The following is a 13066-nucleotide window of genomic DNA, read 5'->3' on the forward strand; positions in this document are numbered from 1 at the left end:
AAAAATACGGAACTTATATGAATTCAATGAAAATTATGGATTAATTTAAATTTACAAATATTAATAAGTAAAAATTTCTTTGGAAAAACAGGAAACCTATGATTTATTTTACCTGAAAAGTTGATTTCTAAGTGTAAAAGACTATTGACTCCATACGTTCAGATCGACATACAAATCACTGAAAATCAGAATTATACACAGGCGTTTTGATTCTGTTTTATTCTTCACTGACAACTTTAACACTCTTTAACTAAAATTTGGCTTCATAATTGAAAATAAAAACAAAACTAAAGTCGTTTTGGCTTAAGCTTATAAAATTTGAATTATGAAAAAGATAGTGTTAGCAGGTTTTTTATCTGTTTTTTTGATAACTGCCTGTAAGAAAGATGACAGGGTGGCTGAGAAGTCACTTGAAGAGCAAAAGCTCGAATTTCAGGCCAGACAACTTGAAATAGAAAAACAAAAGCTGGCTATTGAAAAAGAAAAACTGGTCTATGAAGCACAGAAAAAAGTAGACAGTATTTCAGAAAGCAAAAAAGCGAAAGCTGCTGCTGCCAATAATTCAAAACCACAGATCATCAGAGAGACGAGAACTGTATATAGAGACAGAAGGTCAAACTCCAATTCAGGAGGAAGCAGTAATGGAGGCTATGCAGATAACGGAAGTGGTACATCACAAGGAACTACTCAAAAAAGAGGAATGAGTAAAGCCGCTAAAGGAACCATTATCGGTACCGTCGGTGGTGCTGCAGTCGGAGCCATTGTCGCTAAGAAAAACAGAGGTCTTGGTGCAGTGATTGGTGGTGTCGTAGGTGGTGCTACTGGATATACTATCGGTAGATCACAGGACAGAAAAGACGGAAGAGTACAACCTCGCAGATAAATATTTTCAAGATAACATGTAAAGATTGCTTATTTTTAAGCAATCTTTTTTTATGATATTACTTCTCCTTTCTGCAATTTTTATTATTCCCGTCTTAACAGGTTGGGGAAAAATTTTTGAAAATCTATGGGGTAATGTATGGTCCGGGTTTTCAGGAAATATCTTATCCGGAATTTTAGGTATAAGCTTAGCCTGGACTCTTATTTCCTTCTTCTATCCCCTCAATATATATATAGAAATACTTACTATCCTGGGCGGATTGTTGTTGTTTTTTAAAGATCGCCTCTATCTTTCTTTGTATCAGTTTCCTAGGAAGGATTATTACCTGCTAGCCTTTATTTCATCAATCATTGTAATGGCAGGATCTTACTATCCTTACATCCTTGATCATTTCGGATATTACATCCCTTCTATTCAATGGATTAAGGAATATGGATTAGTCAAAGGGATTTCCAATCTGGACTTAACTTTGGGACAAATGTCGGTATGGCATATTTTTCAGGCTGGATTTTCAAATTTCTCTGATCCCTACCTGCGGATCAATGCTATACTCCTGATCATTTACACTGTATATAGTATTGAGAAAAAGAGCTGGATATCGTTGTGTTTTATTCCGGTTTTACTACTGTTCTCACAGTCTCCAAGCCCTGATCTCCCGGCTATTATTTTTTCTTTGATTATCCTACACGAAATAATTCAGAAACGTAAAAACACAAAACTTCTTTTTGCTTTTTCGGTATTTGTTTTTACCATAAAGCCAACGATGATATGGTTGCCCATCCTGGCTTTCCTTTATAACATTTTTATTTCTCAGTCAGGTTTCAAAAAATTAATCCCGGGAATTGCAATCCTTTTTCTGTTCGTGATTAAAAATATATGGACCTTTGGATACCCGATATTTCCTGTGTCAGCAGGCGACCTTGGAGTATCCTGGAAAACCGATATTGACATTTTAAAAACCTCTTCACAATACGCCATTAGAAAAACATATGACATGCAGTATTCCTACGAAGAAATTCAAAAATTTTCAGGCTGGGAATCTATTAGAAACTGGCTTTTTCTGAAAGGAATCAAATCAAAAATCAATATTCTCCTCCTTTTAAGCCTTATTATTTTCACAATATACACCTGGATAAAAAAACAGAAGCTGATCACTTTGATCTGGGTTTCATTATGCATAAAAACCATAATGATACTGGCTTTTTCAGCTCAATACCGTTTTTTTATTGATGTTTTTTTTGTTATTTTTTTCATTCTGTTCTACGAATATTTTGACAGAAAGAGGTCTGTTATTATTTTTTCGGTGTTAAGTACTATTCTTATTTCCGTACTCACCTTCCCTGCTCTTATTCAGCAGTACATTCCAAGTTTCAGACTGGGAAATTATATGGCAGGATTCGAAAAAGATCAACTTTACAAACCTTCAACTTATCAATATCACGATTATAAAGAATATCAAATCGGGAACTTAAAGTTTAACGTTTCAAAAAATTATCCGTATAACTTTGATACTCCTCTTCCTGCAATATCTGAAAGTTACGTTTCTGAAGATATTAAAGCGGGAATTTTCCCTCAACTTATAGACAAAACTGATGTTAAAAAAGGATTTATCTCCAGAAAACTGAGTCCGCAAGAAAAAAAGGAAGCTGAGAAGGTCATTAATAATATCAAAAGCACTGATAAATAGAACAAATCCCGAAACTTTATTATGTGGAGAAAAAAAGGTAATTTTGTAATATGTTCAACACATTAGGTAATCTTCTTAGTCTTACAACATTTGGAGAAAGTCACGGAGTGGCTTATGGCGGTATCATCAATAATTTTCCGGCAGGTTTAACGGTAGATCTCAATAAAGTTCAATATGAACTGAACCGAAGAAAACCCGGGCAGTCTGCTATAGTTACACAAAGAAAAGAAAGCGACACAGTAAAGTTTCTTTCAGGAATCTTTGACGGAAAAACTACAGGTACCCCTATTGGTTTTATTATTGAAAACGAGAATCAGAAATCAAAAGATTATGACCATATTGCCCAGGCGTATCGTCCCAGTCATGCTGATTTTACCTATGACCAGAAATTTGGTCTGAGGGATTATCGTGGGGGCGGAAAATCTTCAGCCAGAGAAACCATGAACTGGGTTGTGGCAGGAGCTCTTGCCAAGCAATTGTTACCCAACATTGAAATTAACGCTTACGTTTCTTCTGTAGGCGATATTTTCTGTGAAAAACCTTATCAGGATCTTGATTTCTCCAAAACGGAAAGCAATGATGTCCGATGTCCGGATACAGAAACAGCTGAAAAAATGATCTCCAGAATCAAAGAGATTAAAAAAGAAGGTAATACCATTGGCGGCACAATTACTTGTGTCATCAAAAATGTTCCGGTGGGAATCGGTGAACCTATATTTTCAAAGCTTCAGGCTGAGCTGGCAAAGGCAATGCTCAATATCAATGCTTGTAAGGGCTTTGAATATGGCAGTGGTTTCTGCGGTGCAAAAATGACCGGGAAAGAACACAATGATGCTTTCAATACAGACTTCACAACAAAATCAAATCTTTCAGGAGGTATCCAGGGAGGAATTTCTAACGGAATGGATATTTATTTCCGCGTAGCTTTCAAACCTGTAGCGACGATTTTAAGACCTCAGGACAGTATTGACAAAGAAGGAAATCCTGTAGTAGTGGAAGGAAAAGGACGTCATGATCCTTGTGTAGTTCCAAGAGCGGTTCCTGTAGTGGAAAGTCTTGCTGCATTTGTTTTAGCAGACCTGTTTTTAATTAATAAAACAAGAAATATCAATAATTTTTAACATAAATATTTTTCGTAATGAAAAATTACTGGGATAAAGGAATTTCTTTCGAAGAATACCTTCAGATTGCAAAAAAAAGATTAGAAAATCCGGCCAACCAGCAGGAAGCTGATTATAAACAATATTATGAGCTCGGACTTCAAAGGATGGACAGAACTATAAAAAAGTATGTCCCGGATGAAGAGCAGGTAAAAGAATTAGAGGCAAAAAACTTTGACGGAAAAATTTTAATTATTTCCGAAGCATGGTGTGGAGACGCCAGTGCAACCGTACCTGCCCTTTTCAAATTTTTTGAAGGACACAACGACGTAAAAGTTTTTCTTCGTGACAGTGATAAAAGTCTTATCAATCAGTTTTTAACCAATGGGACAGAATCTATCCCCAAGGTCCTTATCCTTGATAAAGATTTTAATGTGAAAAATTCTTGGGGTCCTCGCCCTAAATATGGTTATGAACTTCTTATGAAATACAAGGCAGATCCCGAAGCCTATCCAAAAGATATGTTCTATAATGATCTGCAGATATATTATGCCAAAAACAGAGGAAAAGATGCTGTTCAGGAAATTTTAGATCTTCTATAAAAAACAGAATATGAAAAAGAATATCATTTATGTTGTATTAATTGCGGTCATTGCCATCGTTGTATTGGTACCGGGAATAAGAAATTTTCTTAAAGACCAGTTCTTCCCGATTGCAACAATTGAAAATGCCGTACATATAAGTGAGGAAGATTACGACATTGATCTGAAAGGGATTAATGCTCCCAGTACCAATCTTAAAACCTTTAAAGACAAGCCTGTTTTCCTGAATTTCTGGGGAACCTGGTGCCCGCCATGCAGAAAAGAATGGCCGTCTATTCAAAAATTGTACGATTCCAGAAAAGGCAATGTAGATTTTGTGCTTATTGCGATGAATGACAAAGAAGAGGATGTGAGAAAGTTTTTAAAAGAAAACAATTATACTGTTCCGGTTTATATTGCTCAAAGTCCTATTTCTGAAAAAATTCTTCCGAAAGTATTTCCTACAACTTTCCTTTTGGATAAGACCGGAAGGATCCTTATCAAGGAGGACGCTACAAAAGATTGGGATTCAGAGACTGTGCATCAGTTCATTGACAATATCATCAAGTAATTTTTTTAACTAAATTTATAATTAGTTGGTACAGGATTTGTGAAATTTATAGTGTTGAAAAGTTTATTTAAATCTGAACACAAAATGAAATATTCAAAATTAAATCTTGCAAAAGAAGCTATCAATCACAAGGGCTTTATAAAAAAGATCCCTGATATTTTCCGAATGGTTAAAATGTGGAGAAAAGGTATTTATCCTATGAGATCCATCGACATTATTCTTCCGTTACTCGGAATTTTATATGTCATCTCTCCTATTGACCTTCTTCCCGAATTTGCCATTCCGGTTCTTGGGGTCATGGACGACTTAGCCGTTTTATCGCTGACGATTCCTAAACTCATCAAAGAGGTTGACAAATTTTTACTTTGGGAAGCTGAGCGAAAATATAGCGGTACCCAGGTTATTGATGCTGAAATAATAAAATAATAATTATCAAATACAAACCATCCCGGAAATTCGGGGTGGTTTTTTATTTACAAATACACGATAAATTTTTGAGCCTTGTTTCAAATCCTTAAATTTGCAATATCTAATAAAAAATAATGGAAAGTAAAAAAGAATTCTTCTTAGAGTGTTATAAACTGGGCATCATCAAATTCGGAAGGTTTACTTTGAAAAGCGGTATCGAAAGTCCTTTTTATGTAGACTTAAGACCTTTGGCCTCGGATCCGAAAATTTTAAAAAAACTGGCGAATTATTTACTGGAAATGCTTCCGTTGGATAATTTTGACCTGATCTGCGGTGTTCCTTATGCTGCCCTTCCTATGGCTACAGCAATGTCTCTGGAAAGTTACATTCCATTAATTATAAAAAGAAAAGAAGCAAAAAGCTACGGAACCAAGAAACTGATTGAAGGAATTTACCAGAAAGGACAAAACTGTCTTTTGGTAGAAGATGTCATCACTTCAGGGAAATCTTTATTAGAGACCATTCCGGAAATTGAGCAGGAAGATCTAAAAGTTTCTGATATCGTAGTCGTTTTAGACAGAGAACAGGGAGGAAAACAGCTATTGGAAAACAAAGGCTACAGAGTATATACCCTTTTCAACATTTCGGAGGTATGCGATATTCTTCAGGAAACAGGAGAATTATCTGATGAGGAAGTAAAAAGAATTCAGGATTTCTTACAAGGCAATCACATTCAGTTTGAAGAAGAGATCAGACCTTCTTATGAACAAAAACTTGAAAATGCCCAACATTCAGTTTCCAAAAAATTACTGGAAGCGGCATTAGCTAAAAAATCTAACCTGATTGCTTCCGCTGACGTTACCACGACGCAAGAACTATTGGCTTTGGCAGAGAAAGTAGGTCCGCATATTGTTGCTTTAAAAACTCATATCGATATTATTTCAGATTTTGAATATGAAAAAACAATAGTTCCTTTAAAAGAAATTGCTGCTAAACATCAGTTTTTATTAATGGAAGACAGAAAGTTTGCTGATATCGGAAATACTCAGGAATTACAGTTTACCAGCGGAGTCTTTAAGATTACAGATTGGGCAGATTTTGTAACTTCCCAGGTGATCGGAGGTTTTGAATCTCTGGATTGTTTCAAAAATGTAGGGGTTGTAGCTATTGTGGGCATGTCTTCAAAAGGCACATTAACTACTGCAAACTATCGTGAGGAAGCCTTAAAAGTAGCAATATCACACCCGAATGTTATCGGTGGAGTATCTCAGAACAAGATTCCCGAAGACCTTTTATTATTTACTCCGGGAGTCAATCTTGCTGATTCGGGAGACGGTAAAGGGCAGCAATATAATACTCCTGAACACGTGTTCAAGACTCTGCATACAGACTTTATCATTGTGGGAAGAGGCATCTATAAGTCTGATGATCCTGAAGCATCTGCCGTTACATATAAAACCGAAGGATGGAATGCGTATATTAATTCTTTGGAAAAAAAAGCAATTCAGAATTAAAATCTTAGAAAGTATATACAAAATAAGCTATATTTGAGCTTTATCACCAGTATTTGAAAAAGATCAGTATTTGCCTTATTTTGTTTTGGGGAGTTGCACAGGTTTCTGCGCAAAAAGACAGCATCTATATTGAAGCCAGATTGTCTTCAGACAGAAAATCCCTTGAAATCAATCAGGAGATTGTCTATCACAATCATTCTGAAAAAGATCTTCATACGGTAAAACTCCTGAACTGGATTTCGGCATATAACAGGCGTGGAACCTCTTTAGTCTACAGAAAACTGGAAGACAGGAATCACGACCTCCATTTTGCAAAAGACAGTCAACTGGGTAAATTACTTGATCTGACCGTCAAAAGTTCAGAAAATCAGGTGATCCCTGTCAATACCCTTTCAGATGAAAATCTCTTTATTCCTCTGAAAGAAGTTTTGCAACCAGGTAAAAGCATTACACTGCAATTACAATACAGGATGCAGCTTCCCGACAAGACATTTACGGGATATGGAACATCCGATCAGAATATTGCATTAAAATATTTCTTTATTGTTCCGGATCATTTTGATCCGGACAATATTTCTGAAAGAAAATATCACGATATTGAAGAACCGGTCAATTTTAATACCTTCTGGACCGTCAATTTTGATATTCCTGTCAATAGTTTTGTGGAAGGGAACCTCCCGCAGACACAGATGAATTCTTTTAAAGGATATCTGGACTCCGACCCGGAATTCTTAATTTCACCAATTACTTATCCGTCTATTAAAACTAATATTGACGGAAATACTACTGAGATCAAATTTGGTTACAATTTAAAACCGGAAGAAAAGCAGGATCTTGAGTTTTACCTGCCACTTCATTTAAAATTTCTAAAAGAGAGAATCGGAAGCCTCCCTGAAAGTATTTTTATTTCAGATAAGTTCAAGGCAAAGGAAGATTTTTTTGGAAATAATGATATTAAATTCTGGAAATTCAGATTTCAGCTATTCACCGATGCTGAAAAAACTGATCTTGATTATTTGGGAATCATCACCAAAAAGATCCTGAATGAAAGCGTAATTGCCGATAAACAAAAAGATCACTGGTTTACGAATGGGGTAAAGTCATATCTTGAGATCCAATACCTTGACAAATTCTACCACGATACAAAACTCCTGGGTATGCTGCCGGAAACAAAAATTTTCGGAATAAAACCTTTAAAATTTTTCCATGCCTCTAAGCTTAAACTTCTTGATCGTTATGGTTTAACCTACCAGTATATCATGCTGCAAAACCTGGATCAAAAGATTGAAGAGGATTTTACCTCCCTGAGCAATTTCAATGAGATGGCCATCAGCAGCTTTGAAACGGGAAGTCTGTTGAGCTATTCTGCAGACAAAATGGGAAGTGAGCGTTTTAACGATATTCTAAAAAATTATATCACTCAAAATTCCGGAAAAAGGATTAATCCTGAAGAATTTCTGAAAACTCTTTCCGAAAAAGACAAATCGACAACTTATCTTTCGGACTTTTTGAAACATAAAAACAGAGTCGATTTCAAGCTGGGTCATATTGATAAAGAAAATGATTCTTTACAAATCAAAATCTTAAAAAATACAACCGCATCGATCCCGGTAAAAATGGAAACTCAGACCAAAGAAGGCCAGAAGAAAACATATTGGATAGAAACCGAGGAGAACAAGGATGCAACAACTATTTCTCTTCCTGCTTCCGACAATATTTATAAGGTTACCCTCAACAGTGGCTACATTTTTCCTGAATCGAAATACAGGGATAATTTTCTCTATGCTAAAGGTTTATTTTCCAATACCAAAAGAATCAAGCTAAAATTAATAAAAGATATTCCGGATCCGGAATATAATGAGATCTATATAAGCCCCAGAGTACGTTTCAACAATACGTATGATAAGTTTCTTCTGGGTATTAATCTTAAAAACCAATCTTTTTTTGATGAAAAGTTTCTGTATTCCGTTACTCCGACTTACAGTACGGGGACTGGAAAACTGACGGGATCAGGAGCTGCTTCCTATTCTTTCTTACCTGCTGAAAGCATAATCCGAAGCCTTACATTGGGTGCTTCGGGCTCTTACTTCCATTATGATTATGGTTTAGCATATAAAAAAGTAGGATTATTTTCAAATATTAATTTCAGGAAAAACCCAAGGAGTACTGTAAGCAGAAGCTTAGGATTTTCCTATAATTATTTTGAAAGAGATCTGAGCCCTAAAATGATTGCCAATAATGATTATAAAAAATACAATCTCTGGAGTCTGGGATATGGTTATACAGACAACAAAATGATCCATGAAAAAAGCTTTAGTCTCAGTACGCAGGGAATGGAAGATTTTAACAAAATTACCGCTGAAGGCTTCTACAGATGGGAATTTGCTCCGAAACAAAAATTAAGTCTTCGTCTATTTGCCGGATACTTCGTAAGAAATGATACCAGAAACAATTTGTTTGATTACGGAATTTCCAGGGTATCCAACTATTCTTTTTCCTATAATCTTTTGGGAGAAAGTGCAGATAGTGGCCTTCTTTCTCAGCAGTTTATTCTGGCGGACGGAGGATTTAAATCTTTTATTCCGGGTACGGTCAATCAATGGATCACTTCTTTCAATGTAGATTCAAGTGTCTGGAAAATATTTCATGTATATGCTGATGCAGGAATATATAAAAATAAAGATCTTCCTTCTAAGTTCATCTGGGATAGTGGTATTAAGGTGAGAATTATTCCTGATTTTCTGGAAATTTATTTCCCGATACAATCTTCTTTAGGATTTGAACCTGCCTTCAAAGATTATGCGAAGCGCATCAGGTATACCCTGGTCCTTAACCTGAGTTCTATCATTAATGCGGCCAGAAGAGGATGGTACTAATGAATTGAGAATGGAGCATGTAAAGTTGTGAATTAAAAGTTGACAATCTCACTTTTTTATCCTTTGCTTTATAAGATATTAAAATAACAGCTCATTATATGGGCTGTTACTTATGTTTAAGACTAATCTTTAATAATTTTTTGTGAGATAGGAACATTGTTAATCGTTCCGGTTACAATATAAGTACCCCGCGGAAGTTCTGTGATATCCAGGGCTAAGGCAAATTTGGTTGGTGATTTTTTAACAACCTGTCGAAAAGTATCATAAACTTTAGCATCTTTAACTTCCATCCCAAAAACAATTTTACCATCTTTTATGAATGGATTCTGAACGAAACCTGACTTAGCGTTTCCTTCCAGGGAAAAATCCGTCATATTATCACTGCTTCCGTTTAAAGTTCTCTTTATTGCTGTCGTCGTAGTGGGCGACGGCGCAGGACCATCCCCTTTAAACTGGTCTGCATTGGAGCCATATCCTACAAAATCAAGAACATTGGAGGAATCAGGACTCAAAACCTGTACGATACTTCCTGCCAAAGCAATTTTACCGGAAACATTCGAAATTTTCATCCCGGTAGATTTATTGGGAGTTCCGTCAAAGTTGATAACCGTGGTTGCAATAAAATCCGGGGCAGGCAAATCTTCTGTGCCACCTGCTATAGGTGCTTCCTGAATCAGGTAAGTCTGATCAGGCCCCAAAGTGAGGTCAGGTAAGGTATGATATTGAGTAAAGGGTCCGATTGCCGGAGCATATTGTATACTTGCACCTGTTAAAGAAACCGGTGAGGTACCAATATTTTTAAGTACAATATAATTATTCTTTAAGAGGGCACCCGAGTTTTCGTTGCCGCCATAAATTTCATTGATAACAATCTGGGCATTCGAAAATGCAGCTACCATTACCAATACAACACTAGTAAAGATTTTTTTCATCAACAGATAATTTAAGGATAAATTTATGATAAAAATATCAAAAACAATACCATGACATTGAGAAATCTCAAAAAAAACGCCATCATTAATAGGTATATAGTAACGGAGTTTTTATGTGAAAAAGTCGGGCCACTTCTCCGAAGTGGCCCGACTCAGTTTTATCTAAAAACAAATTAGTCTTTTAAGATTTTTTGAGATACTGCTTCTTTGTTTACAGTTCCTGTTACGATATAGCTTCCTTTTGCTAATTCAGCAACGTTTACAGTTCCGTTTTCTTTAACAGAAGCTTGTTTTACGACTTGTCCGTACATGTTGAAAATCTTCACATCCTTCACATCGGCTCCGAAAGTAATTTCACTGCTTTTTACGAAAGTGTTTTTAATCATTCTATGTTTTGAAGGTAAAACTTCTCCCACTGCTAATGTTCCTGAGGTTACTGAGAAATCATCAAAAGCAACCTGTGTAGAATTATTATAGGCACGAACTTGTAAATGTAATTTAACAACATTTGCCGGAGCAGTTACGGTAACAGAATGCTGGGTCCATGCAGTACTTGCCGGCAAATATCCATTATTCGGACCTCTTAGAGGGTCCGTAGCTGCTGTAGCTCCCTGGTAAATAGCAGCGTTTGAAGCATCTAGATAATTAGCCCAGATTCTTGCATCAGTATTATCTCCAATTGCTTTATACCAAAAAGATATTGTATAAGTTACCCCAGGAGACACAGGAATATCTTGTTCAAATCCTGTAGTGGCAGTTGCTCCAGTATATTCTACTGAATTTATACCCGCATACGGATTAGTTGTTGTTACAGTAGGCAGATAATAAGGGGTACCAGTACCCGGATTAGTTGCAGACCAACCTGTAGTTCCGTTTTCAAAACCAGGATTGATTACTAAGTTTTGTGCGTTTGCAAAAGCTGCAACTCCTACAATTCCTAAAATAGTAAAGATTTTTTTCATAAATATTTTTTTTATTACACAGGTAAAACTACAAAAAAAACGTCATTTGATCTAAATGACGTCATATATTTAACAATAAGTTAATTAATAGATTTATTTTTTAATTATTTTCTCAGAAATCTTGTTACCATTTACAATCCCTGCTACAAATGCCTTTCGGAAGCGCTGCAACATGTACTGTTCTATTCTCAACTACTGAGGCCGTTTTCATCAGTTGACCGTTTATATCGTAACTTTTCACCCCTGATTTTACTCCAAAAAAAAGTCGTTCACTACCGAAATATTCTTAATAAATAATGCTTTATCTTTTGAACATTTGATACTTCAGGAATAGATACAGCAGTCCATTGAGGCCAGCATCTGCTCTAACATATCTTTCACCGGTATTATTAAAGGCCACTGAAGTACCTGAAATACTATATAAAGAAGCTGCATTAATTCTTTTTCTCCTCCAAAGCTCCAGCTTACTCCGTTATCACCAGTATAACCGCCTGTTCCAAATCCGTTGAAATGCCCGCCTATAGCTGTTTCAGCCATATTGGCAAATGTTTCAGACCCCTGCGCAGCAACAAATATTGTAAAACACGTGAATTAAGTAAAAACAATGAATAAAACTCAAAATAATTGATTAGTACATTATAATAACATTAATTAAATTGTCTACAAGTTTTGGTCATAAAAAGTAAGAAACAACAAAAAGAGGTTATCAGATTTCCGATAACCCTTTTATACTGATATAAAGTAAAACTATTTTTTAATTACTTTCTCAGAAGTACTTTTTCCATTTACAATTCCCGTTACAATATAAATGCCTTTTGGAAGCTCTGCGATATGTACTGTTCCGTTCTCAGCTACTGATGCTGTTTTCACCAGTTGTCCGTTTACATTATAAATTTTCACCTCTGATTTTACACCAAAATAAATGTCATTATCTACCGAAGTATTTTTAACGAACTTTTTAGCAGATGCTTTAGCATTATCCACTGAAAGAGATCCGTTCATATCAACTTTGATATCATCAATAAAAAAACGTTTTGAAGTTGAAGCGGCTGCAAATTTCAGTTTTGTAGCGGAAGTTCCTCCCACTATATTTACCGTGTAATTAGAAAATGCAGAATTAGTTAACGTAAAACTGCTTGCTCCGTTAATACTTCCACCACCACTAATAGTAACCGTTAATGTAGTGTTATCGGTACCATATCCACCTGCTCTAAAAGTTAAAGTAGCATCTCCTGCAAGCCCGTTTAACGCGGGGGTGGTTACAGCTCCTGCTGTACTGGACGAACCCGCTTTTATACATTGTGCGGCACCACCTGCTCCTGCAAATACCCATCCTGCACCTGTATAAGCATTTAATGAATTGGTTCCGATATTTCCCGACCAGACATTATCGTTTCCTCCCGTTCCTGCCAAGTCATCAAAACTAGCATTGAAAATAGTAGTCTGAGCAAAAGTAATAGTGGCAAACATTGCTGTTGCCAATAATGAATAAAGTTTTTTCATGTTGTAAGAATTTAATAATTAATAATTTTGCGGCTAAAATACAAGCGAA

At 35.9% G+C, this 13066-nt stretch carries 12 protein-coding genes; 8 read left to right on the forward strand and 4 right to left on the reverse strand.

What is annotated here, in order from left to right; all coding sequences use genetic code 11:
* Positions 1–325: 325 nt before the first annotated feature.
* The 8 genes from M030_RS0112040 to M030_RS0112075 all read left to right on the forward strand — a co-directional run bounded on the left by M030_RS0112040 (position 326) and on the right by M030_RS0112075 (position 9620).
* A complete protein-coding gene (locus tag M030_RS0112040; RefSeq protein ID WP_027373726.1) occupies positions 326–883 on the forward strand; it encodes a glycine zipper family protein in 558 nt (185 codons plus the stop codon).
* A gap of 52 nt (positions 884–935) precedes the next feature.
* Positions 936–2570 (forward strand): LIC_10190 family membrane protein, encoded by a 1635-nt coding sequence (locus M030_RS0112045; RefSeq protein WP_027373727.1) that lies wholly within the window; start codon positions 936–938, stop codon positions 2568–2570.
* A gap of 50 nt (positions 2571–2620) precedes the next feature.
* Positions 2621–3691 (forward strand): chorismate synthase, encoded by a 1071-nt coding sequence (aroC, locus tag M030_RS0112050; protein ID WP_027373728.1) that lies wholly within the window; start codon positions 2621–2623, stop codon positions 3689–3691.
* A gap of 17 nt (positions 3692–3708) precedes the next feature.
* A complete protein-coding gene (locus tag M030_RS0112055) occupies positions 3709–4272 on the forward strand; it encodes a thioredoxin family protein (protein WP_027373729.1) in 564 nt (187 codons plus the stop codon).
* A gap of 10 nt (positions 4273–4282) precedes the next feature.
* Positions 4283–4822, forward strand: coding sequence for a TlpA family protein disulfide reductase (locus M030_RS0112060; RefSeq protein ID WP_027373730.1), 540 nt, complete (start codon positions 4283–4285; stop codon positions 4820–4822).
* 84 nt (positions 4823–4906) lie between these two features.
* Positions 4907–5248, forward strand: a complete 342-nt coding sequence (locus tag M030_RS0112065) for a YkvA family protein (RefSeq protein ID WP_027373731.1) — start codon at positions 4907–4909, stop codon at positions 5246–5248.
* A 116-nt stretch (positions 5249–5364) separates the two neighbouring features.
* Positions 5365–6744 carry an orotidine-5'-phosphate decarboxylase gene (gene pyrF, locus M030_RS0112070; protein WP_027373732.1) on the forward strand — a complete coding sequence of 460 codons (1380 nt, stop codon included), beginning with the start codon at positions 5365–5367 and terminating at the stop codon, positions 6742–6744.
* Between the two features lie 53 nt (positions 6745–6797).
* The gene (locus M030_RS0112075) at positions 6798–9620 is read left to right on the forward strand and encodes an aminopeptidase N (protein ID WP_027373733.1); all 2823 of its coding nucleotides are present in this window, start codon (positions 6798–6800) and stop codon (positions 9618–9620) included.
* Between the two features lie 122 nt (positions 9621–9742).
* Here M030_RS0112075 and M030_RS0112080 read toward each other — a convergent pair whose 3' ends face one another.
* From M030_RS0112080 to M030_RS0112095, 4 genes are all read right to left on the reverse strand, one after another.
* Positions 9743–10552, reverse strand: a complete 810-nt coding sequence (locus tag M030_RS0112080; RefSeq protein ID WP_027373734.1) for a lamin tail domain-containing protein — start codon at positions 10550–10552, stop codon at positions 9743–9745.
* A 173-nt stretch (positions 10553–10725) separates the two neighbouring features.
* Positions 10726–11514 carry a carbohydrate binding domain-containing protein gene (locus M030_RS0112085; protein WP_027373735.1) on the reverse strand — a complete coding sequence of 263 codons (789 nt, stop codon included), beginning with the start codon at positions 11512–11514 and terminating at the stop codon, positions 10726–10728.
* Between the two features lie 324 nt (positions 11515–11838).
* Complete coding sequence (locus tag M030_RS0112090) at positions 11839–12051, reverse strand: hypothetical protein (protein WP_027373736.1); 213 nt, start codon at positions 12049–12051, stop codon at positions 11839–11841.
* Between the two features lie 210 nt (positions 12052–12261).
* Positions 12262–13017 (reverse strand): T9SS type A sorting domain-containing protein, encoded by a 756-nt coding sequence (locus M030_RS0112095; RefSeq protein ID WP_027373737.1) that lies wholly within the window; start codon positions 13015–13017, stop codon positions 12262–12264.
* Positions 13018–13066: the final 49 nt, after the last annotated feature.

Source organism: Chryseobacterium sp. UNC8MFCol (genome assembly GCF_000482305.1).
Taxonomy (GTDB): Bacteria; Bacteroidota; Bacteroidia; order Flavobacteriales; family Weeksellaceae; genus Chryseobacterium; species Chryseobacterium indologenes.

Bases quoted from the DNA above. Each gene is read 5' to 3' on its own strand.
- M030_RS0112060 (WP_027373730.1), top strand. From the start codon at position 4,283: ATGAAAAAGAATATCATTTATGTTGTATTAATTGCGGTCATTGCCATC.
- M030_RS0112095 (WP_027373737.1), bottom strand. From the start codon at position 13,017: ATGAAAAAACTTTATTCATTATTGGCAACAGCAATGTTTGCCACTATT.
- M030_RS0112085 (WP_027373735.1), bottom strand. From the start codon at position 11,514: ATGAAAAAAATCTTTACTATTTTAGGAATTGTAGGAGTTGCAGCTTTT.
- pyrF (WP_027373732.1), top strand. From the start codon at position 5,365: ATGGAAAGTAAAAAAGAATTCTTCTTAGAGTGTTATAAACTGGGCATC.
- M030_RS0112045 (WP_027373727.1), top strand. From the start codon at position 936: ATGATATTACTTCTCCTTTCTGCAATTTTTATTATTCCCGTCTTAACA.
- aroC (WP_027373728.1), top strand. From the start codon at position 2,621: ATGTTCAACACATTAGGTAATCTTCTTAGTCTTACAACATTTGGAGAA.
- M030_RS0112055 (WP_027373729.1), top strand. From the start codon at position 3,709: ATGAAAAATTACTGGGATAAAGGAATTTCTTTCGAAGAATACCTTCAG.
- M030_RS0112080 (WP_027373734.1), bottom strand. From the start codon at position 10,552: ATGAAAAAAATCTTTACTAGTGTTGTATTGGTAATGGTAGCTGCATTT.
- M030_RS0112040 (WP_027373726.1), top strand. From the start codon at position 326: ATGAAAAAGATAGTGTTAGCAGGTTTTTTATCTGTTTTTTTGATAACT.
- M030_RS0112065 (WP_027373731.1), top strand. From the start codon at position 4,907: ATGAAATATTCAAAATTAAATCTTGCAAAAGAAGCTATCAATCACAAG.
- M030_RS0112090 (WP_027373736.1), bottom strand. From the start codon at position 12,051: ATGGCTGAAACAGCTATAGGCGGGCATTTCAACGGATTTGGAACAGGC.